Below are 21,131 nucleotides of genomic sequence, written 5' to 3' on the forward strand. Positions count from 1 at the left end.
CCGGCGGTCGATCGGTGCTGCGACTGCTGATCCTGGTGGCGATCGTCGCAGTGGTGCTCTACCCGCTGATCTGGATGGTCGGCACCTCGGTGAAGTCCCCGGAGGAGATCGTCAACAACGTCGGCCTGCTGCCGCAGCGGTTCTCCCCGGGCAACTACACCGCCGGGTGGTCCAACTTCGACGTCAGCTTCGGCCGGTTCTTCCTCAACAGCGCGATGGTCAGCCTGCTCACCGTCGTCGGCAACGGGCTCTCCTGCCTGCTGGCCGCGTACGCCTTCGCCCGGCTGCGGTTCCGGCTGCGCGGGGTGTGGTTCGCCGTCATGATCGGCACGCTGCTGCTGCCCCAACACGTGCTGATCGTGCCGCAGTACATCCTGTTCCGGACGCTCGGGCTGGTCGGCGGCGAATGGCCGTACCTGCCACTGCTCGTCCCGCAGTTCCTGGCCACCGAGGCGTTCTTCGTCTTCCTGATGGTGCAGTTCATGCGGGGCATCCCCCGCGAGCTGGACGAGGCGGCCCGGATCGACGGCGCCGGCCCGTACGGCATCTTCCGGCACATCATCCTGCCGCTGAGCCGCCCCGCGCTGGTCACCACGGCGATCTTCTCGTTCATCTGGACCTGGAACGACTTCTTCCGCCAGCTGGTCTTCCTGTCCCAACTGGAGGACTACACGGTGCCTGTCGCGTTGACCCTGTTCATCGACTCGACGAGCCAGAGCGCGGTCGGGCCGATGTTCGCCATGTCGGTGCTGTCACTGCTGCCGGTCTTCCTGTTCTTCGTCGCCTTCCAGCGGATGCTCGTCGAGGGGATCAACACCAGTGGCATCAAGGGCTGAACCGGCGACGGACACCGCCGATCGGCGGGACTGGCGGGACGTCGCCCGCGACGCCGCCGACCTGGCGCTGCTCGGCATCCTGCTGACCCTCGCCGCCGCACCCCTGCTCACCGCGGCGGCGGCGGCCGGCACCGCCAGCGCGGCGGTGCACGACTGGACGCGCACCGGCAGTTGGCCGTCGGCGCGGGCCACAGTGCGCCGGTTCGGCCGTTCGGTGCTGCCGGGCGTGCCGGTCAGCCTGCTCACGATCGCCGTGGCCGGGCTGCTCGCCGCCGACCTGGCGGCGCTGGCCACCGGTCGGGTGCCGGGCGGGCCGCCGGCGCTGCTGGTGACCGCTCTCGTCGCGGCCGGCCTGACCGGGTACGCCGGGCTGGTCGTCGTCGAGGTGGGCGGCAACGGGGGTGGGCGGTGGCGGGCGGCGGCCCGGTCCACCGCCCGCGCCTGCCTCGACGCCCCCACCCGCTGGGCCGCGCTCGCCGGGGTGACCGCGCTGGCCGGGCTGCTCGCCGTGCTGGTCACCCCGGTCGCGGTGCCGATCCTCGCCGGGTACACCGTGGCCGCCCTGCACGCCGTCGCCGGCCGCCGGCCGGTCCCGGTCCGGGTCGTCGGTCGCCGGCCGGTCCCGGTCCAAGTCGCCGGTCGCCGGCCGGTCCCTGCCGATCAGGAGTCGCCGTGAGCGCGGAGCACGCGTCCGGGCTCGGCCCCACGGGCGACGGCGGCGACCAGTCGGCGCGGCTGTTGGTCGGGGGCACGGAGGTGGCCCGGTACGTTGTCGACCCGGCGCTGGACGCGCGGCACGGGCCGCGGCCGTACCTGCATCCGGTCCGCACCCTGGGCGGCACTGTGGTCACCGACGCGCTGCCCGCCGACCACGTCTGGCACCTCGGCGCCTCCCTGGCCGTGCCGGACGTCAACGGCTCCAACCTCTGGGGCGGGCGCACCTACGTGCGCGACGTCGGCTACACCTGGCGTGACGACCACGGGCGGATCGCGCACACCGGGTGGTCGGAGCGGTCCGCCGACCGGCTGGCCCACCGGCTCGAGTGGCGCGACCCGCGGGGGACGGTGCTGCTCACCGAGCGTCGCCGGCTCAGCGCGGTCCCGCTGATCGGCGCGGGACCGGCCGAGGAGCTGTCGGCCTGGCGGCTGGACGTGGACTACACCCTCGGTGCCCCGGCTGGGCAGGACGTGCGGCTGGGTAGCCCGACCACCAACGGCCGCCCGGACCGGGCCGGCTACGGCGGGTTCTTCTGGCGGGCGGTCTCGGCCGGGCCCGCGTCGGTGTTCAGCGCCTCGGCGACGGGGGAGGAGGCGGTCAACGGTTCCGCCGAGCCGTGGGTCGCCCTGGTCGGGACCGGGCCGGACGGGCGGGCGTACACCCTGGTTTTCAGCGGGCTCGGTGACGGCGACCTGTGGTTCACGCGGACCGCGATGTACCCGGGCGTGGGGGTGGCGTTCGCGTTCGAGCGGGCGGTCACCATCGCGGCCGGCACGACGCGGCGGGGCCGGCACGCGGTGGTCGTCGCCGACGGTGCCCTGGACTCCGCCACCGTCGCGGCCCTGGCCGCCGGGAGGATGGAGCCGCAACCCCGCCCCTGACGTGTCCGCGGCCCCTTATCCTCGAGGGGATATGCCAACCGGTGCGGGCGCCGTCCGCGTGACGGCTTACTGGAGGCCCTGATGAGCGGGAACGATCGACCCGAGGGCATCAGTCCGACAGCGGTGGAGAGCGCACCCGGGCTGTGGCGCATCGATCTGCAGAAACACGATCTCAGCATTCCTGGACGCGAGGTCATCCAGACTCGGGTGGAATTCACACCGGACTCACCACCGTTCAAGCACTTCCATCCCGGCGAAGAGATCATCTGCGTTCTGCAGGGATCTCTGGAATATTCGATCGAGGGCCAGTCGCCGGTGGTGTGCAATGCCGGTGACGCTCTCACCGTTCCGTACGGTGTCCACCACCAGGCCCGCAATGTCGGCAACGCCGTAGCTGTCGAACTGGCCACCTACGTCGTCGAGAAAGGCAAGCCGCTCCTCACCAAGGTGGAGTGAACCGGTGCCGGGCGGTGCGCTCAGCGGGACCGGTCGATCAGCTCGCGGACTGCCACCTGGTACGCGGGCTGGGTGTGGTAGGGCCAGTGCCGCTCGATCGGAGGTGGCACGGTGTCCGCCGGGTCGATGGCCAGACTGCGGGGATCTCGAAGTCGAATGTCGACGTCTCCGGCCGCTGGGTCGGCGCAGGGCGACGCGGTGCCCGGGGCGCGGGGAAAGGTCGGCCCGCCGATCGGGTCGGTGTCCCGCCAGAGGTTGCGCCACCGCCATCCGATCCGCCCGCCCAGGTCGCAGAGCGTCTCCGGCCCCAGGTAGGCCGGATAGAGCCGGGCGTAGGTGCGCCGCAGCGGTGAGCCGTAGGTCAACAGCGAGAGCCTGGCCAGCACGGACGGCGGTAGTTGCAGGATGGTGGCGGCGGCGAGCACCGAGCCGTGGCTGTGCCCGGAGAGGACCACCGGCCCTCGCGCGGTGAGCCCGGTGATCCGTTTCGCCAGCTCCGGGACCGCGCGGGCGGCATAACAGGGCGGCGCGAACGGGTGGACGGTGCGAGGCCAGAAGGTGCCAAGGTCCCACAGCACCGCCACCACCCGGCGGGTCTGGGACGACCGGTACGCGCGGAAACCGAGCACCATCAGGCAGATCACCAACAGGCTGATCACCCAGACGCCCGCGTCGGTGACGTAGGCGGCGAGGACGGCGAGGGCGCCGCCGTGCCCGCCGAGCCGGGCGGCGAGCTGGGTGGGACCGATCCCGATCACGTCGAAGGCGACGGTGGCCAGCCCGAGCGACGCGATCACCAGGAACGCGATGAGCACCGGGCCCAGTTCCTCGGTCAACCGGGACCGTGCGATGGCCTCCCGGACGAGGCGCAGCCGGCTCGCGTCCTCCGCCGGCACGTCCGGGTAGTCCCGCTCGATGATCCGCGCCGCCAGCCCACGTCGCCGCCGCCGGGTCAGCAGGAGAGTCGCCGAGGTCGCCGCCGCGCCGATCAGCAGCGCGGCGAGCCCGGCGAGCGCGGCCCACCAGTAGGCGACCGGCGGATCCAGCGGGCCGACGGTCGGCGAGTCGGGCCGGATCGGATCGGGGATGTCGCCGTGGTCCAGGACGTCCGCGACACGGTAGACCAGGGTGGCCGTGAAGGCGGCGCCGACGCTCGCCGACGCAGCCGCCATGATCGGAGTGCCGAGCCCGCGCAGAGGAGGGCGGTCGTCGCCGCGGGCAGCACGCTGGCGGACGTACGTGACGACGGTGAGCACGACGAGCAGGACGCCCTGCGCGGCGACCACCCCGGCGGCGGCCCCCTCGTACCCGGGCAGTTTGCCCGAGCCGGACGGCGCCCCGCCCGCCAGCACGGCGGAGATGAGACACAGCACTGTCACCCCCGCGGTGGCCGCCCACAGGGGGCGTAGAACCCGTCGGGCCTTCGCCGGGTTGGCCGGCGTGGGCAGGGAGAGCAGGACCACGCCGACCACGAGCAGCCCGACGGCCATGCCGAACAGGGCGAGGTGACCGGGCGCACCGACCCCACCCGGCGAGACGCCGGCGAGCAGGGCGACGTTCAGCGTCCCGACGCCGAGCGCCACGTGAACCTGACGCAGCCAACCGGTGGTCTGCTCGTCGTGCCAGAAGCTGGCATCGGCGAGGCTCTCGGTCCGAGCGCCGCTGAGTGGTTGCGCCGATGACGGGCCGAACCCCTCGAAAGCCCGCGCCGACCGGGCGCCGATGGCCCAGACGGTCCGCAGCGCCAGCAGTGGGACGACCGACAGCAGAGCCAGCCGGGGGCCGGACGGGAGCGCGTAGAGCCAGGCCAGGTAGGGGCGGCTGGCCCGGCACCCGGGGTACGGCACGCACTGCCAGCCGACCAGGTCCAGCGCGACACCCACGATCGCCAGCACGAACGTAGAAGTGAGGGTGCCGGCGAGCAGGCGGCACAGCATGCCGAGCAGGCCCCACCGGTCCCGCCCCGGCGGTCGCAGCCAGATCGCGAGGTTGCTCAGCATGAAGGGCAACAACAGCAACATCGAGGCCGTCCGTACCGCCGCCCCTGCGGTCAGCGAACCCCAGCGGTACGCCTCGACGGCGACTCCGGCCGTCGCCCCGCCAGCGGCGCCGCTCGCGGGCCGGGGCCGGAAGAAGCCCGCGTGCGCGTCCCCGGCGACGCGGACCACGATCGGGTGGTCGAGGATCCGTTCCGCTGTGACTCCGGAGATGCCGTGCACGCGCAGCTCCACTGCGTCGCACTGCGGCGTCCTGTCCACGCCGTCAGGGTCACAGACAATCCAGGCTTCCGTTGCCGATACCGCAAACGTTCAACGGGCGGGCAGTGCGACGGTGACCCGGACGGCCTTGACGATCGCCGGGATCGACCCGATCAGCAGCACCAGCCCCCAGATGATCGCGATCACCGCGAAGACCAGCGCCGCCACGTCGTCGACGATGCTGACCAGGATCACCGGCACCAGGTTGTGCAGGAACTCCAGGACGACAGTGCACAGCAGGGTGGTGAGGATCAGCAGGACGAGGCCCTTGTTCTGCAGGAAGCGCGGCTGGGCCAGCACCAGCAGCCCGGCCCACACCAGCTTGAGCAGCAGCACCAGCCCGAGCAGCACCGCCGCCTCGCCGACCGGGAAGAACCCCCACAGCGCCAGGTACGCGAGCGTGCCGAACGGGACAGCCAGGAACAACGACACCATGATCATCAGTTCCACGAAGGCGATGATCAGCGCGATCAGCCCGACGATGATCAGGATGATCGAGAAGATCAGGCTGGCGACGCCCTGCACCCGGCCCTGGACGCGTTCGGGCAGCAGCATGCCCAGGCAGAACAGCCCGGTGCTCCAGACCGCCACCGCGTCGATCAACGCCAGGTAGCCGGTGCCCCGGCCGGAGGGCTCGCTGACCCCGGACACGTCGTCGAGGTCCACCTCCAGCGCGCCGGCGCTGTCTGCGAGGGCCGCGCCGGCGTCGGCGCCGCCCAGCAGCAGCCCGGCACCCAACTCGACACCGATCGCCAGGACGATGGCGAGCATCGCCAGCAGCAGGAACGGCTTACGCAGGTCACCCATCGCGGCACCTTCCTCTCCGGCCACGGCGTGGCCACGGTGATCGGGCCACGGCGTGGCCACGGTGATCGGGCCACGGCGTGGCCACGGTGATCGGGTCAGGACGTGGCCACGACGACAGTGCAGCCACCGAGGCCGGGGCAGGTCAGGCCGACCTCGGTGGCCTGGTCGACGGCGACCTTCGCCACCGCGCCGGTGCCGTCGGGCGCCGGCTCGACCTCGTCGCGGATGGTGAGGTCGGCGTCGCCGGGCGCCGGCGCGACGACAGTGAACCGTGCCGCACTGCGCAGCACCAGGGTGCGCAGTCCGCCCGGGTCGGCGACCCGCACCACGCACCTGCCGGAGAACGTCAACCGGCCCGTCTCGTCGGCGCAGTCGGCGTCGACAGTGGCCGGGTCCACCGCCGCACGCTCGCCGCCGAGCGCCGCCAACCGGTCGACCAACCCGTGCCGGGCGCCCGGATCACCCCGGTCGCGGTCGCCGCCCACGCCGACCGCGACCACGAACAGCGCCACCAGCAGCACGGCGAGCAGCCCCAGCAGCGTCTTCTGCCGGCCACTCATCGCGCCACGGCCTGCGCCACGAGCTCGGTGAACCGGATCTCGTCGACGCCCGCGAAGTAGCGGTTGGTGCCCTGCGTCTTGCCCACCACCGCCAGGGTGACCCGGTGCGGGCCCCTGGTCAGCCGGACCGTGCCGACGTCCAGGAACTCCGTCTTCTGCACCTTGGGTGTGAAGCCGAGGAACGCCCCGCCGACCTGCGTGCCGTCGATGGCGAAGACGGTGTTGGCGTAGTCGAACGACGTGCTCCGCACCGCCGCGAAGCGCCAGGTGCCGTCCGCCGGGATCTGGAGCGTCACGGTGACCTGATCGCCGATGGCCAACCCCTGGAAGAACAACTGCTTGTCCCCGGACCAGGTCACCCCGCAGCAGTTGGGCTGCGCCACCACGACCGCCCCGCTGGTCCGAGGTGACTCCACCACCGCACCCTCCACCAGGCTCTCGGCCTCGATGGTCACCACCCGCGGCTCGCCGGGAGCCGGCTCGCCGTCGCGGGTCAGCAAGACCACCGCCACGCCCGCCACCACAAGCACCAACGCCGCCGCGGCGGCGATCCACAACCACGGGGTACGCCGGGGCGGCGCGACCGCCCGCACCTCGTACGTGACCCGACCGCTGGACCGGGAGCTCTCCTCCGGCGCGGTGTTCGCCGAGTACGCGAACCCGGTCATGTCGTAACGCCGAGGCGGGGTGCCGGCGGGCACGGCGAGCTTGACCAGGAACGACACCGAGCCCTGCCCGGGTACCACCCGCTGTGGCTCGGCGACGGTGAACCACGCCCGCTGCGAGCCGTCACCGGGCGCCACGTCGAACACCACAGTGTCCGGCGCGTTGCCCGGGTTGGAGACGGTGAAGGTCAGCTCGCCGCTGTTGCGCGGATCGAGGGTGAACTGCTCGGCGGCGGCGACGACCGCCCATTCGGTGGTCATGACGACTCCTCTTCCAGGACGATCTCGACGGTGGTCGAGGCGGGCTTCTCCGCCTCGACGATGCGGGTGATCACGGCGAGTTGGCCGGCGGCGGCGGCGGGGACCCGCACCACGACGTGGAAGGGCCGTTCGGCTGGCTCGTCGATCGCGAAGCCCGGCATCCCGGTGGCCAGCTCCAGGGCCCGCCGCAAGCCGTACGGGGTGCCGCGCCACCGGGCCAGCAGCGCGGCGTTGGCCACCAGGTCGCGCAGCCGCCCCACCGGCAGCGGCAGCGGGGCGTCCGGCCGGGGCGAGGCCACCACGTGGTCCATCGCCACCCAGCGGGTCAACCGCACGACCAGCGCGTCCGGCGCCCGGTACGGGTCGAACAGGGCGTCCACCTCGGCGAGGATCGCCTCGTCCGGGGCGTGCAGCCCCTCCATCACGTCCAGCAGCGCCCAGAGCACGCTGCCGGGCACGCAGGCCCGCTGGTAGGCGGCGGGCAGCAGCCGTTCAATCGCCGAACGTCGCATCCTGGCGCACCACCTCGATGTCGTGCTCGCCGGAGCAGAGCAGCCAGGTATCCGGGACGGTCACCACGTCGGCGGTGGCCTGGTTGGCGCTGGGCGTCCAGTCCACCGCGTTGGCGCTGCGGTGCACGCCGCGTTCGCCGCCGGCCAGGATCAGCCGCTCCGCCGGCCCGGCCGCCGGGCCGCCCGTTCCGCCGGCTGGGCTGCCGCCCGGTCCGCCGCCGGCTGGGCTGCCGCCGGCCGGACCGCCCACCGCGATGGCGTCCACCGGCACGAACCGGGTCCGGTCGCGCAGCGGCAACCCGCAGTTGACCGACACCGGTTGCCACTGCGGCTGTGCGCCAAGGGTGTCCAGCCGCAGCACCCCGCCGCTCTGCGTCGCCGCCACCGCGAGCTGGCCGGCGAACGCCAGGTCGCGGCAGGTGCCGCCGATCCAGCCGTTCTGCACCGGCTGCCACTTCACATCGGACTCGAACAACCGGGTGCGGTGGCAACCCTGTCCGGGCTTCTTCGGGTCCGGCTCGCCGGCGCCGCTCCACAGCAGCGTCGCCGGGCCGTCGTACTGCACGGCGAGCACCCGGTTGTCCACGTTGGCCAGGCCCACGTGGACGAAGCTGCCCGGTCGGCCACCGGCGGTCGACAGGTACACCCCGAAGCCGGCCTGCGCGGCCACCGCCACCCCCGGCGCGCCCCGCTCCGAGACGAACGCGCGCACCGCGTAGAACCCCCGATCGGCATCCGACGGGTCGACCAGAATCTGCAACGGCACCGCCCCGGGCAGCAACGACACCTCGTACAGGCCGGTGTCGGTGGCCACCAGCAGCGCGCCCGCGCCGTCGCGGTCCAGCCAGGCCACGTCGGAGATCCGCGCGTCCAGGTCGGTCAGCAGGGACCACGTCTCGCCCAGGTCGGTGCTCAGGTGCACCCGGGAGCCGCCGGACGACCGGAGCGTCACCACGGCCACCGAGCCGGCACGCGCGACGATGCCCGGCCGCACCGGCGCGGGCGCGGGCGCCACCCGCAGCACCGTCTCATCGTCGAACCGGCCGGCCGGCTCCCAACCGGCGCCGCCGTTGCTGGAACGGAACAGCACCGGACCGCGGCCGGCGTACCAGGTGCGCGGCTGGTACTTGTCGACGGCGAGGGCGCGTACCTCGGCGTCGGGGGCCTCGTCGACAACGAACCGGACCGACTCGACGTAGCGCACGCCCGGCTCGGCGTGCTCCAGCAGCCGGTACACGTTGGACGCCCGCAGTGGCTCGCCGAACGGCCAGCCGGTCGGGTTGAGCGCGGTCGGCAGCGGGCTCAACGTCTGGTGCAGCCGGTCGTGGATCCGGCGGCGTACCGCGTCCACGTCCTCCTCCCGGCGGACCACCACCCGGGCCCGGACCGACACCGCCTTGAACCGGGCCCAGGTGGCCCGGGACCGGATGCCGACCATCCGGCGCTCCTCCAGGTCCGCCTCCACCCGGGTGCGCGCCTCGGGCACCTCGTGCTCGCGCAGCACCGCCACCGGCAGCCGGCCACCGGGGCGGGCCGTCGGCGGCACGTACGGCACCAGCACCACCTCGACCTCACCGGGCCGGGCGAAGCTGTACACCGCCGCGCGGGTGAACGCCCGAGCCCGTGCCACCGCCCCGGAGCTGGTGGCGAGGACCTCGAAGTCGCGGGCGGTGACCGCCCGTTGCTGGGCGAAGAACTCGTACGGGCCGCGCAGCAGCACCGACTCCAACGCCTCCACCTCCCGGCCGCCGGCCGCCGGGGCGGGGTTGTCCACGCGTACCCCGGGTAGCGGGTCGCGCAGGCTGGTCAGCGTGCCCGCCGCCACGTTGCCGGTGGGTCCGCCACCGGCGCGGTACCAGAGCCGGACCTGCCGCCCGGCCGGCGGCACCGCCGCCACTGTCACCGGCGCGGGGCCGGCCGGCGCGCTGTCGCCGGGCGCGGCCGGCGGTCGCAGGTCCAGGGCCGGGGCGAAGGTGACGGTGCCCGAGCAGCGATCCACCAGGTACGCCTTGGCCTGCGGGCCGAGCCCGGCGAAGCTGTCCACCGGCAGCCAGATCTCGAACGTGCGGCCGTCGTGCTCCCGGGCCGCCGCGCCCAGCTCGACAGTGCCGGCCGGCACCTCCACGCCGAGCAGCAGGTCCAGTGCCTCGGCGGTGTGCGTCAGCGGCGCGTGGGCGGCCCGCAGCACCTGCCCCGGCTGGCCGGTGCCCACGCCGAGCAGCTCGGCCTCGACCGGCTCGCAGTGGTGCATGCGTACCGTCACCGACGTCTCGTCGGCGGGCAGCAGCGTCGGCTCGGTGGTGACGAACACGACCGGCCGGGGGTCCGCGCCGCGCGCCGCCGCGACCCGCAGCCCGGCCGGGATCCGGATGGCGCCCCGGTCGCCGCCGCTGCGGCTGAACCGGACGTCCGCCCAGGCCGCGGTCGGTGCGTGCCGGGTGACCCCGAGCAGGTTCAGGAACGAGACGTACGCCTTCTCCGGCAACTGGTTCAACCGGTAGATCATCACCTCGGTCAGGTGCGCGAACGCCTCCACCAGCGCCATCCCCGGGTCGTGCGCCGACAGGTCGGTCCACGCCGGGCAGGACTGCCGGATGCGTTCCCGGGCCTCGGTGACGAGGTCGAGGAACCCACGATCGTCCAGGTGCGGCACGGGCAGCGTCATGACGGTCCTCCCTGCGCGGGCTCGTCGGCGGGGAGCAGGTCCACGGAGAAGACCAGTTGCCCGGGTGTCAGGCTGGCGCGCACCCGGTAGTCCAACCGGATCACCAGCCGCCACGCGTCGTCCGGGTCCGGCCCGGCGTCGACGTCGATCACCTCGACCCGCGGCTCCCACCGCGCGATGGCCTGCCGGACGTAGTGGATGGCCAGACCGGCAGTGGTGTCGTCGTTGGGCGCGAAGACGAGCCGGTGCAGCCGGGAGCCGTACCCGGGTCGCATCAGCCGCTCGCCCGGCGTCGTCGACAGGAGCAGGAACAGCGCCTGCCGTACGCTCTCGTCGCCCTCGGTCATCGCCAGGCCGCCGGCCGCGGTGAGGGCCAGGCCGCCGCCCCGCCCCGCGTCGAAGCCGGCCCCGACGAAGCGGAACGCCCTCACCGGTCCGCCCCCAGGAACCGCTGGCGGGGGTCCCGGACGGTGTGGTGGACCAGCCCCGGCGGTGTGCCGTCGGTGAACCCCTCCAGGTGCGACAGCACCACCCGGTGCCCGCCGACGCGGACCCAGTCGCTGTAGCCGACCCGGACGGTCACCGTCTTGGTGCACGGCTTGATCGTCGGACCGTAGTTGGGGCAGGCTTTGATGTCGCGCCCTTCCGGGTCGGTGTCCACCAGCACGGGTACGCCGGTGACGGTCACCCACTGCTGCGAGGGTCGGTTCTCGACCCGGCCGTCGTGATCGCAGGTGATCACGGAGTCCCTGTGGATCCAGCGCATCAGCCGCCTCCTTCGTGGTGGGCGCGGGCCAGCGAACGGGCCTGCCGCGCCGCGGTGGTCGGGTCCTCGGTCGACTCCGCGTGCAGGAAGTCCACGCTGCGGGCGCGGACCACAATGGCCCGGCCGGGCGCGGAGATCACCAGGTCGGATGCCGCGTGCAGGGTGGCCAGCTCCGGGGTCAGCTCCAGGAAGCTGCCACCCTCGGTGGCCAGTCGCAGGCTGCGACGCACGTCGTCGACGACGATCGACTGCCCGCCGGCGGTGCGCAGCGTCCAGCGCCGCGCCCGGCCGTCGTCGATGCCCGCGTCGTACGGCTCGACGGCGCCGAACAGCGAACCGAGCACGATGCCCGAGGCCGGCTCGCCGCCGGGCAGCACCACCAGCACTGTGTCGTCCGGATCCGGCAGCGCCACCAGACCCTTGCCCCGCCCCGCGCCGGGGCAGAGCACGGCGAGCCAGCCGGCGTCCAGGTCCCCGTACGCCGGCAGGGTCAGGCGGACCCGGCCCAACCCGTCCGGGTCGGCGACGTCGGTGACGGTGCCGAGGGTGACCATCGCACCGCCGGGCGGGGCCGCCGGGGTGGCCGGCGGCACTGTGGAGAACCGCGTCAGATGCCCGTTGCCGTCGACGGTGTGCACCACCTCGGTCAGCACGTACGCCCCGGCGACCGGGTCGGGCACACCGCTCAGCTCGACCCGTCGGCCCGGCCGCAGCGCCGGATCGCCCTCGGCCACCCCCTCGGCGGTGACCAGAGTGGCCGCCCGGGTGTCCAGCCGCGCCTGGGCCAACGCCGCCAACTCGTCGTCGCTGCGGCCCGGCTGGTCGACGGCGGTGCGGACCCCGTCGGCACCGACATCGGCCGGGTCCGGTCGGTCGAACGCCGGTCGGCCACACCGCGCCTCGTCGGCCTGCTGGCTGATCACCTCGGCCCGCTGCGGGTGCCAGCCCAGCACGGCGCTGGCACCGCTGGCCTGGTCGGCGTTCGTGGACAGGCGCAGGGTGTGCACGCTCGCGCCGAGGGCCAGCGCGACCGGCTCTCCGTAGCCCGCGAGGGTGACCAGCCGGACCGCGTCGCCGTCGGCGGCCAGGTGCAGCCCGGCCCGGCCGGCCACCTCACGCAGCAGCTCCAGATCACTGTGCCGGTGCTGCAACAACCGGTCCAACCGTGGCCCGTCGACCTCCGCGCTCACCTCCAGCCCCACCGCGCCGCACAGCTCCCGGGCCAGCTCGACGGCGGTCACCGAGGTGAAGACCCGCAACCCCTGACGCTTACGCAGCCGGTGCAGCGGGTCGTACGCCCGCAGTCGCAGCACCGCCGCCCCGTCGCCGGCGTACTCGACCTCCACGGCGGTGACCTCCCCGCTGAACAGGGCGTCGTCCTGGTCGGCGAGCCGGATGTCGAGCGTCGTGCCGGGGCGCACGGCCGGGTCGAACGCGCCGACGCCGACGGAGGTGGCGAGCACCAGCTCCGCCTGGGTGGGCTGGTCCAGCCGTGCCGCCACCCGCAGTGAGCGGATCCGCTGACGGACCGCGGCGGTCAGCTCGGCGCCGTCGAGCAGGACGATCAAGGCCCGGGGCGCGACGCTTGTCACGGCGTACCCCCGGGGTTGCCCGGCCGGGTGCTGACCGCCGCGGTGGCGTCGGGGTTGCCCGGCCCGGTGCCGGCGAGCGACGCGCCGGTGCGCACCGCGCCGACCACCGCCTGAGCCATCCCGGCCAGTGCACCGGCGAAGGCCGAGCCGTTCCCGGGTACGCCGCCGGCGCGGGTGCCGGCGGGTGGTGGCACGGCGAGGGTGGTGCCGGCCGGCACCGCCAGCGGGTCGGTGATCCGGTTGTGTTCGGCCAGCAGACGCCAGCGCAGCGGCGAGCCGAGCGCGTCGTTGGCCAGCAGGTCGAAACGCACGCCGGAACGGCCCGGCTCCGCCGCGCCGTCGCCAGCGGCGATCACCGCGCTGCCCGGTGCGGCGGTCGGTGTGCTCGTCGCGGCCAACTCCTCGGCGAAACCGGCCTCGGCCTGGTCGGCCGTCTCGGCGGCGCGGACCAGCTTCAGCCGCAGCCAGGAACGCCGGGGCGAGCCGGTGCCGGTGAACGCGTCGAACCGCTCCGCCACCGCGATGATCACGCCGGGCACGTTCCAGGTCTTTCCCCAGACCAGCCGGACCAGCGGCGGGCGCAGCCAACCATGCTCGGCGGCCGAGTTCTCCGCGAGCATCCACAGGGGACGGGTGAGCACCCGCACGTCGGCCGGACGGACCTGCGCCTGGACGAACTCGACGTCGAACAGCAGGTCGAGCACCAGCTCGGTCCGGCCGCCGCCGGTGAAGACCAGCGGGTCGTCGGCCAGCCCGGATCCGGTGAGCTGCCCGCCGCCGGCACCCCGATGGCGTACGCCGGCGAGCCGGGTCACCTGCACGGTCTCCGGGTTGAGCAGGCAGTCCACCCGCTCGCCGGAGGAGTCGATGAGGAAGGCGACGCGCTCCATCAGCCACCCGCCTGTTCCCGGTCGAGTCGACCGAGTTGGGTGGTGTCCAGCGCGTCGGCCGGCACCGTCCACAGGGTCGCGTCGTCCGGCAGCGCCGGCCACGGGTCGGTGACCGCTGACTCGACAGTGGCCGCCCGTGGTCCGGTGCCCGTCGACCGTCCACCGCCGGTCGGGCCGCGCCCCCAGCCACCGGGCCAGGTCCCGCCGCCGACCGCAGCGGTCTCGTCGATGTGCCGTCGGAGCGGTTGTCCGCCCGGTCGCCGGGGTCGTGCCGGTTCGTCGGGCAGTGCCGGCCAGGGCCATTCGCCAGTGGCGCGCCCCTCGATCGTCGTGCCCCCGACGCCCGCCGGCACTGTCGCGCCCGCCGAACCGGTCCACGCCGCGACCCCGTCGGCCGCGTCAATTTCCGACGCCCCACCCCCCGCCGCGCCCGGTCGCGACGTCCGGTTCCGGCCCGGTGCAGCGCCAGCCGGGCCGCCCGAAAACCCGCGTCGGTCGTCCGCCGACCCGGGTTGGCCCGATCGACTGCGACTCTGGCCGCCTCCCGACCCGGCCGGGTCATCCCGGACTGGCCGCGGACCACCCGACCGGCCGTCAGCAGCGGCGCCGGAAGGGTCCGCCCACCGTGCACCGAGGGGAGCGTGGGGCGTGGTTCGGGTGGGCGCGGGGGTGCCGTCACCCCACCCGTCCCGTCGCACCGATCCCTGCGGCCCTGCCGCTGCGCCCGGGCCGACGCGCCCTGCCCAGGTGTCCGGCAGCGATGACGCGCGGGGTCGGGGCGCCGCGCCGCCGCCAACCGAGCCGGCGTCGCCGGTCCCCGTGCCGACCGAGCGGGCGTCGCCGGTCCCCGTGCCGACCGAGCGGGCGACGCCGGCCCCCGTACCGTCCGGTCCGGCGTCGCCGGCCCCCGTGCCGACGCCGGCCCCCGTACCGTCCGAGCCGGCGTCGCCGGCCCCCGTGCCGACCGAGCGGGCATCGCCGGTCCCCGTGCCGTCCGGTTCGGCGCCCGCCGGTGACGAGCGACCCGACCGCCCGGTCCCGTTCGCCGAGCGCGTCCCGTCCTGCTCCGCGAAGCCACGCCCCCCAGCAGCGCCGGTTCCCCGCACGCTGCCGGTTCCCTGCACGCTGCCGCTGCCCCGCACGCTGCCGGTTCCCTGCACGCTGGTGGGACCGGTCGCGCTGCTGGTGCTGCCGAACGGGCCGTGCGTGGCGGGTGCCGCAGCATCGACGGCGGTCGCCCTGGTTTCGCCGCGCCGGTCGTCGCGGACCTGTGCGTCGTCGGAGCCGCGCGGGGGCAGATCGAGGTCCACATCGTGCAGCAGGCCGGGCGCGTGGGCGGCGACCAGGTCGAGCCAGTGTTGCGGAGGTTCGCCAAAGCGGCGCGGGCCCGCCGTCGGCGCGTCCACCGTCGACAGTGCCGCCGTGCGCGCGTCCGACGGTTGGGGTTGCCCGGCGGGCTCGACCCGCCCGGCGAGGCGCTGCACCGCCCCGGCCGCCGAGCGCAGCCGGCCGGCCAGCCAGCTACGCGGGTGTCGGCGCGGTGGCACCGCCGGTCTCCAGCTCCAGGCCCTCGTAGCGCAGGGTCAACGCGGCGATGGCGATCTCGTGGCTGAGCGTGTTGAGGTGCGCGCCACGCCACCGGGTGGGCCAGGCGTCGATCAGGTTCCAACGCAGCACCTCGGCGGTCCCGACCGAGTCGAGCAGCACCACGGAGACGTTGCGCCGGTTGAGGGTGCCCTGCGCGGTGGCGTTCACCCAGTCCCACAGCTCGCGGGAGGCGGTGAGGCCGAAGTGCAGCGTCACCGGCTCGTACTCGGCCTGGCCGGGCACCATCCGCATCCGGCCCAGGCCGTGCTCCCGGTACGGCTGCCCGGGGATGTTCACCTCCAGCCCGGTCATCTCGGTGAAGTGGCCGTTGGTGACGCCGTTGATGAGCAGCCGGAAGTTGTACGCCCGGTACGGGTCGACCGGGGCGCCGGGTTGCGGGGTGGCTGTGGTGGGCATGTCAGCCTCCGATCGTCTCGGTCTCGGTGCCGCCGGCCCACTGGCTCAGCTTGAACACCACGAATTCGGCGGGCTTGACGACGGCGATGCCGATGTGGGCGATCACCATCCCGGCGTCGCGGACGTCCGCCGGGTTGGTCTCCTCGTCGCACTTGACGAAGAACGCCTCCTCGGGGCTGCGCCCGAGCAGCGCGCCGTCACGCCACACCCGGGTGAGGAAGGCCCCGATGTCGCGCCGGATCGAGCGCCAGAGGGTGAAGTCGTTGGGTTCGAAGACCATCCACCGGGTGCCGTTGGCGATGGCCTGTTCGATGGCGATGCTGAGTCGCCGGACGTTGAGGTAGCGCCACTCGCTGGCCTCGGCGGCGAGCGTACGGGCGCCCCAGACCCGGATGCCCTCACCGGCGAAGTAGCGGATCACGTTGACACCCTTGGGGTTGAGCACGTCGTGTTCCGGGCGGGTGACCAGGTAGGCCAGGTCCACGGCCCCGCGTACGGGTTCGTTGGCCGGTGCCTTGTGCACTCCGCGCAGGGCGTCGGTGCGGGCCCAGATGCCGGCCAGGTGCCCGCTCGGCGGGGTCAGTTCCAATTCGCCGCTGATCGGGTCGCGGACCCGCAGCCAGGGGTAGTAGAAGGCGCCGAACTCGGACTGCCGGGGTCGGTACGCGGCCCCCTCGTGCCCGCCGGAGCCGCCCGGCTGGGCCGAGCCGCCGCCGGGACCGGCCGAGCCGCCGCCCGTACCCTCGGCGGGCTTGGGGGGTTTGCCGGAGGACGGCGTGGCGACCCGGGTCAACGCGGCGATGTCGTCGATGTCGGGTGCGGGGTCGCAGATGGCGACCATGGTGCGGGTCCGCTCGGCCATGCTGAGCAGCGCCTCGTGCGACACCACGTCGTGGAAGCCGGGTGCGGCGATGATGGAGATCTCGTCGATGGCCTCCAGCAGTTGCAGGCCACCGCGCCGCTGCCCGGTGCCGGTGATCGCGCCGCCCTCGCCGACGTTGACCACCCAGCAGCGGGCGCCCCCGTTGTCCAGGAAACCGAAGACCGCTCGGGCCAGCGGAGTGCTCTCCACCCGTTCTCCGTCGGCGAAGAGCCGCAGGAACTCCGTCCAGTTGTTGACCGGCACCGCCCGGCCCAGTTGGGCGTCGCGGTTCGGAGCGAGGCCGACGAAGGCGGCGATGCTGGTGCTCGCCGGGCCGATCGGTCGGGCGCCGCTGGGGACCTCCTCGACATAGATGCCGGGGGAGAAGTAGCTGGGCATCGGTCCTCCTGTGCGGGTGGGCGTCAGTGGGTCGGTGGCGCGCAGACGATGACGAGGTCGGGTTCGCCGGGGTCGACGTCGGCGGTGAGGACGAGCCCACGCCCGGTCAGCTGGAGCCGGGCCGGGCTCGGGTGCTCCGGGTCGTGCGGGACGCCGACGAGCTGGAACCGGCCGTCGGTGTCGGTGCGGGTGGCGGAACCGGTGGCCGACAGCTCGACCCGCATCGCGGCGAGGGGTTGGTCCTCGGGGCCGACCACCCGGCCGGTGAGAGTGCGTACCTCCAGTTGCCGCAGCCGCAGCGGTTGCAGCACCGGCGGTGCGGCCGGGGTCGGGTGGTTGACCTGGGCGGGGACGTCGATCAGCAACGCCGGGCGCGGCGCGGCGCCGAACGCCGCCCACAGTGCCGCGTCGCCCGCCTCCAGGACGACCGCGTAGCTGCCCGCACCGGTGGCGGTGGTGAGCACCCGGTCCAGCTGGGGCAAGCCGGCCGGCCCGGTCACGCAGAGCAGGTAGCGGACCGTGAACCGGTACGGTTCGCGGACCGCGCCGCTGGAGCGGGTCTGCCGGGCCGGGCGCAGTTCCAGCGGCCAGAGGGTCAGGCCGGCGGCGTCACCGCCGGTGCGGGGCGGGCCGATCGGGACGGGTTCCCCCGCCGCGCTGGTCAGCCAGGCGGCCAACTCGGCGGTGGACGTCTCGATCGGTCCGCGCCCGTTGTCGCTCATCGCGGCGGCGTCCCCTGGATCCGGTACGCGATGGCCTCGTTCCACACGTGCGGGTAGACGCCGATCTCGAAGTACCTGGTGAACCGGTTGATCGGGGCGTTGGTGTGGTCGTGGTAGAGCAGCCACACCGGGGCGATGGTGAACAGCACGTAGTTCGCCAGCACCAGCGGGATGTAGAGCGGGCCGAGCAGGCGACCCTGGAAGATGTGCACGTCCTCGTGCCGTTGGATGCCCGAGCTGGAGCCGGCGCAGACGGTGCCGATGGTGGTGGCGTAGCGGGGCGAGACCCCCTCCACCACGCTGACCCGGCCGCTGCCCGCCGAGGTGGGCCGGTCCAGCGAGTGCCCGAAGACCAGGTGCGCGGTCAGGTAGATGGCGCCGACGACCGTGTTGAGCAGACTCCAGGTGTGGTCGACGACGAAGAGGAAGATGCCGCGGGCGTCCGCCGCGTACACCCCGGCGGAGGCCACCGCCCAGCCGAAGACCGCGCCGACCAGCAGGCCCACGACGGCGCCGACCAGGAGCCCGATCGGGCCGCCGGCGAGGAAGCCGAACAGGGCGCCGAGGATGACCTGGACCGCCGCGCTGAGAACTCCGAAGATCATGACGTCATCCCCTCAGACCCAGGAGCGGAAGACTCGGGGCTCGCGACCGCTCGCGACCTGGGTTGGCGTCGCCTGCCGGTTGCCGGGCGGGAACTGGTTGACGCCGAGCGCGGCGGAGAAGATGACAAGCGCGTTGAAGAACGCGATGACCCACTTCTCGCCGCCGGCGTCGTCGGCGAACGCCGCTGTCACGTAGGACAGCAGGAGCGCGATGGCGATGGCGATCCACTTGCGGAGCTTGTCGCCATCGGGGCCGATCAGTCCGCCGATGACGTTGGTGGCCAGCAGGGTGGCGGCGCTCGCGCCGGCGATGCTCCCCAGGGCTGCCCAGGTGAAGAGATCGTTCATGACGATCCCCCTTTTCTGCGATGGTGCGACCGGGATGTGGTGGTGGTGAGGTCCGGTGCTGCCGAGTGCGAGCACCGGGGCCGGGCGCGGCCGGCTGAGCCGGCCACCGGGTGGATCAACCGGGCCCCGGGGCGCCGGCGGGCGGGCCCGGCGGTGTCGGTCCGGGCGAGGTCGGGCCGAGGGCCGCCGGCGCCGTGGGGTGCCGGCGTCGCAGCAGGAGTACGCCCACGATGGCGAGCAGCAGCAGGAGGAGCGCACCGCCGACGATCAGCGGCCATCCGATCCCGCCGTCGTCACCGGCGGCGGCGGCCGGCGAGGTGGACGGTCGGGGCGGCGCCTCGGCGACGGCGCGTAGCTCGGTCGGCTTGTCCTGGTTGGAGTCGACCTTCCAGCTGACCGACCGGCCGTTGACGGTGCCATTGCTGTCGATCACCCGGCCGGGAAATGTCACCGAGATCTCGAACGACATCAGCTTGAGGAATGCCTGCTGCTGCTGCGGATTCTGCTGCGCCACCATTCCGCCGTATTTCGACGGATCGAGCGGCAACGTGAAACGGTACAAGTCGCCGTCCCGGACCAGTTTTACGCTCTCCGTGTCGAAACCTGCCAGCGGCGCCCGGCGATAACTGATCTGGGAGCCGAAGAGTTTGTCGTCCTCGTAGCCGGTCTCTTCCCCCGCAGGTAGGGCGGGAATGTTCTGCCGCAGCTCCGCGAAGGCCGCCGAGATGTTCTTGTTTCGCGAGGTCAACAGGGACTTCTGGGCGGTCAGCAGCAACTGCCCGTCGACCGTGTCGTCGGCGTTGACGGTGAGCCCCATGTTGAGTTGCATGCAGCCGCTCAGCGCGGCGACCAGAAGGAGACACACCGCGACGCGGAGTGCCTTACCGCGGTTGACTCTCCTGTTCATGGGCTCAGTGTGTGTGATCCATTTCACCATCAGCAGTCAGCGATCGGTCACAAGGCAGTCGCCGATTGTACCGACGCACTGTCATATGTGACCGCTGTCGACCGGGGCGCAATTGACTACTCTGGAGCTTTGGGTCACGAACAGTTTCGCGATGGTGATCCCCCGCGTGGGGGAGGTCAGTCCGGGCCGGGCTGGGGCAGGCTGGTCCCACCCGTTCGGCCACCCCCGAGGATCGCGATGACGCCAGCTCAGCGCCACACCCCGAAGATCGAACTACATGTCCACCTGGAGGGAACGGTCCGTCCGGCGCTGCTCGCCGCGCTGGCCCGCGGCCATCACCTCCCGGTGCCGGCCGAGACGCCCGGGAGGTTCGACGACCTGTACGACTTCATCACCACCTGGAACGCGATGACGACAGTGCTGCGGACGCCACAGGACTACCGGCGGGCACTGCTGGCCTACGCCGCGGAGGCCGCCCGCGACGGCGCGGTCCACCTGGAACCGATAGTGGACGCCGAGCAACGGCTCGGGTTGTCCGGCTGGGCGAACCTGCTCGCCGCCCTGGTCGACGCGGCGGCCGAGGCCCGCGAGTCGTACGGGGTGTCGATCGGGTTGACCCCGCAGGTCTGCCGGGGTCACGACGTGGACTTCACCGAGAGCGCGGCCCGCATCGCCACCCGGTTCGCCGGGCGGGGAGTTGTCGGCTTCGGGCTGTCCGGTGCCGAGGGGCGGCACCCGACCACGCCGTACCGCCGGATGGTGGAGCTGGCCCGCGACGGCGGCCTGCCGTTCGTGCCGCACGCGGGCGAGGCGGCCGGGCCGGAGGCGGTCCGCGAGGTGCTGGAGATGGGCGCGGTCCGGATCCGGCACGGGGTGCGGGCCGTGGAGGACCCGGAGCTGGTCACCGAGTTGGCCGCGCGGGGCGTCGTGTTGGACGTGACGCCCACCTCCAACCTGCGCCTCGGCGTGGCCCGACCGGACCTTCCGCATCCGTTGACAGTGCTTACCGACGCCGGGGTCGCCTGCTCGGTGTCCACCGACGACCCGGCCATCTTCGACATCACCCTGGCCGACGAGTACGCGTTCGCCGCCCAGCTCGGGGTGGCCGCCGCGACCGCCTACGCCGCCGGCCTGCGCGGCGTGCTCGGGGACGCCGCCGACCACGCGCGACTGGTGGCGGTGGGGGAGCAGGCGTACCAGGTCGGCACACCCGCCTGAGCTGAGCAGGTGATTGTCGTCGCGTGTGTGCTGCTTGTGGACCCCGACGGGCGGCTGCTGTGGGAGGAGACCGGCGCAGCGAAGGGCGCTCGCCATTCGCTCCGGCTGGCCCACCAAGTGATGTGCTGCTGAGCGGTATACCTCAGAGGTATGAATATGACTCAGAGGTATACCGCTCACTACCGCATCCGCCCCCGTG

At 73.4% G+C, this 21,131-nt stretch carries 22 protein-coding genes; 5 read left to right on the forward strand and 17 right to left on the reverse strand.

Going from position 1 to position 21,131, the window contains the following annotated elements; all coding sequences use genetic code 11:
• The first annotated feature begins 74 nt into the window (after positions 1-74).
• The 4 genes from ABZU25_RS08805 to ABZU25_RS08820 all read left to right on the forward strand — a co-directional run bounded on the left by ABZU25_RS08805 (position 75) and on the right by ABZU25_RS08820 (position 2,891).
• A complete protein-coding gene (locus ABZU25_RS08805; protein WP_355028762.1) occupies positions 75-836 on the forward strand; it encodes a carbohydrate ABC transporter permease in 762 nt (253 codons plus the stop codon).
• Positions 820-1,512: a hypothetical protein gene (locus ABZU25_RS08810; protein ID WP_355028735.1), complete on the forward strand. Its 693-nt coding sequence runs from the start codon at positions 820-822 to the stop codon at positions 1,510-1,512. Before ABZU25_RS08805 ends, ABZU25_RS08810 begins: the two co-directional genes overlap by 17 nt.
• A complete protein-coding gene (locus tag ABZU25_RS08815) occupies positions 1,509-2,435 on the forward strand; it encodes a PmoA family protein (protein WP_355028736.1) in 927 nt (308 codons plus the stop codon). Before ABZU25_RS08810 ends, ABZU25_RS08815 begins: the two co-directional genes overlap by 4 nt.
• 81 nt (positions 2,436-2,516) lie before the next feature.
• Positions 2,517-2,891, forward strand: coding sequence for a cupin domain-containing protein (locus ABZU25_RS08820; protein ID WP_355028737.1), 375 nt, complete (start codon positions 2,517-2,519; stop codon positions 2,889-2,891).
• Positions 2,892-2,911: 20 nt separating this feature from the next.
• On the opposite strand, the gene ABZU25_RS08825 is transcribed toward ABZU25_RS08820, so the two are convergent.
• The 17 genes from ABZU25_RS08825 to ABZU25_RS08905 all read right to left on the reverse strand — a co-directional run bounded on the left by ABZU25_RS08825 (position 2,912) and on the right by ABZU25_RS08905 (position 19,714).
• Positions 2,912-5,149 carry a hypothetical protein gene (locus tag ABZU25_RS08825; protein WP_355028738.1) on the reverse strand — a complete coding sequence of 746 codons (2,238 nt, stop codon included), beginning with the start codon at positions 5,147-5,149 and terminating at the stop codon, positions 2,912-2,914.
• A gap of 51 nt (positions 5,150-5,200) precedes the next feature.
• A complete protein-coding gene (locus ABZU25_RS08830) occupies positions 5,201-5,956 on the reverse strand; it encodes a hypothetical protein (RefSeq protein ID WP_355028739.1) in 756 nt (251 codons plus the stop codon).
• 95 nt (positions 5,957-6,051) lie between these two features.
• The gene (locus ABZU25_RS08835) at positions 6,052-6,516 is read right to left on the reverse strand and encodes a hypothetical protein (protein ID WP_355028740.1); all 465 of its coding nucleotides are present in this window, start codon (positions 6,514-6,516) and stop codon (positions 6,052-6,054) included.
• Positions 6,513-7,442, reverse strand: a complete 930-nt coding sequence (locus ABZU25_RS08840; RefSeq protein ID WP_355028741.1) for a hypothetical protein — start codon at positions 7,440-7,442, stop codon at positions 6,513-6,515. Before ABZU25_RS08840 ends, ABZU25_RS08835 begins: the two co-directional genes overlap by 4 nt.
• Positions 7,439-7,954, reverse strand: a complete 516-nt coding sequence (locus tag ABZU25_RS08845; protein WP_355028742.1) for a phage tail protein — start codon at positions 7,952-7,954, stop codon at positions 7,439-7,441. The genes ABZU25_RS08840 and ABZU25_RS08845 overlap by 4 nt, the downstream gene beginning before the upstream one ends.
• Positions 7,935-10,619: a putative baseplate assembly protein gene (locus ABZU25_RS08850; RefSeq protein WP_355028743.1), complete on the reverse strand. Its 2,685-nt coding sequence runs from the start codon at positions 10,617-10,619 to the stop codon at positions 7,935-7,937. Before ABZU25_RS08850 ends, ABZU25_RS08845 begins: the two co-directional genes overlap by 20 nt.
• Positions 10,616-11,050 carry a GPW/gp25 family protein gene (locus ABZU25_RS08855; protein WP_355028744.1) on the reverse strand — a complete coding sequence of 145 codons (435 nt, stop codon included), beginning with the start codon at positions 11,048-11,050 and terminating at the stop codon, positions 10,616-10,618. The genes ABZU25_RS08850 and ABZU25_RS08855 overlap by 4 nt, the downstream gene beginning before the upstream one ends.
• Complete coding sequence (locus ABZU25_RS08860) at positions 11,047-11,385, reverse strand: hypothetical protein (protein ID WP_355028745.1); 339 nt, start codon at positions 11,383-11,385, stop codon at positions 11,047-11,049. The genes ABZU25_RS08855 and ABZU25_RS08860 overlap by 4 nt, the downstream gene beginning before the upstream one ends.
• Positions 11,385-12,977, reverse strand: a complete 1,593-nt coding sequence (locus ABZU25_RS08865; RefSeq protein ID WP_355028746.1) for a contractile injection system protein, VgrG/Pvc8 family — start codon at positions 12,975-12,977, stop codon at positions 11,385-11,387. Before ABZU25_RS08865 ends, ABZU25_RS08860 begins: the two co-directional genes overlap by 1 nt.
• Complete coding sequence (locus ABZU25_RS08870; protein ID WP_355028747.1) at positions 12,974-13,867, reverse strand: hypothetical protein; 894 nt, start codon at positions 13,865-13,867, stop codon at positions 12,974-12,976. The genes ABZU25_RS08865 and ABZU25_RS08870 overlap by 4 nt, the downstream gene beginning before the upstream one ends.
• Positions 13,867-14,220, reverse strand: coding sequence for a hypothetical protein (locus ABZU25_RS08875; protein WP_355028748.1), 354 nt, complete (start codon positions 14,218-14,220; stop codon positions 13,867-13,869). Before ABZU25_RS08875 ends, ABZU25_RS08870 begins: the two co-directional genes overlap by 1 nt.
• Positions 14,221-15,388: 1,168 nt before the next feature.
• Positions 15,389-15,871: a phage tail protein gene (locus tag ABZU25_RS08880; protein WP_355028749.1), complete on the reverse strand. Its 483-nt coding sequence runs from the start codon at positions 15,869-15,871 to the stop codon at positions 15,389-15,391.
• Position 15,872: 1 nt separating this feature from the next.
• On the reverse strand, positions 15,873-17,132 hold the full coding sequence (locus ABZU25_RS08885) for a phage tail sheath subtilisin-like domain-containing protein (RefSeq protein WP_355028750.1): 1,260 nt from the start codon (positions 17,130-17,132) through the stop codon (positions 15,873-15,875).
• 23 nt (positions 17,133-17,155) lie between these two features.
• On the reverse strand, positions 17,156-17,854 hold the full coding sequence (locus tag ABZU25_RS08890; RefSeq protein WP_355028751.1) for a carboxypeptidase-like regulatory domain-containing protein: 699 nt from the start codon (positions 17,852-17,854) through the stop codon (positions 17,156-17,158).
• Positions 17,851-18,459 (reverse strand): glycine zipper family protein, encoded by a 609-nt coding sequence (locus ABZU25_RS08895; protein ID WP_355028752.1) that lies wholly within the window; start codon positions 18,457-18,459, stop codon positions 17,851-17,853. Before ABZU25_RS08895 ends, ABZU25_RS08890 begins: the two co-directional genes overlap by 4 nt.
• A 12-nt stretch (positions 18,460-18,471) precedes the next feature.
• Positions 18,472-18,807: a hypothetical protein gene (locus tag ABZU25_RS08900; RefSeq protein ID WP_355028753.1), complete on the reverse strand. Its 336-nt coding sequence runs from the start codon at positions 18,805-18,807 to the stop codon at positions 18,472-18,474.
• 115 nt (positions 18,808-18,922) lie between these two features.
• Complete coding sequence (locus ABZU25_RS08905; RefSeq protein ID WP_355028754.1) at positions 18,923-19,714, reverse strand: DUF3153 domain-containing protein; 792 nt, start codon at positions 19,712-19,714, stop codon at positions 18,923-18,925.
• Positions 19,715-19,951: 237 nt separating this feature from the next.
• Here ABZU25_RS08905 and ABZU25_RS08910 point away from each other — a divergent pair, with 237 nt between their 5' ends.
• Positions 19,952-20,932: an adenosine deaminase family protein gene (locus tag ABZU25_RS08910; RefSeq protein ID WP_355028755.1), complete on the forward strand. Its 981-nt coding sequence runs from the start codon at positions 19,952-19,954 to the stop codon at positions 20,930-20,932.
• Positions 20,933-21,131 lie beyond the last annotated feature (199 nt).

The organism is Micromonospora sp. NPDC005215 (assembly GCF_040607915.1).
Lineage (GTDB): Bacteria > Actinomycetota > Actinomycetes > Mycobacteriales > Micromonosporaceae > Micromonospora.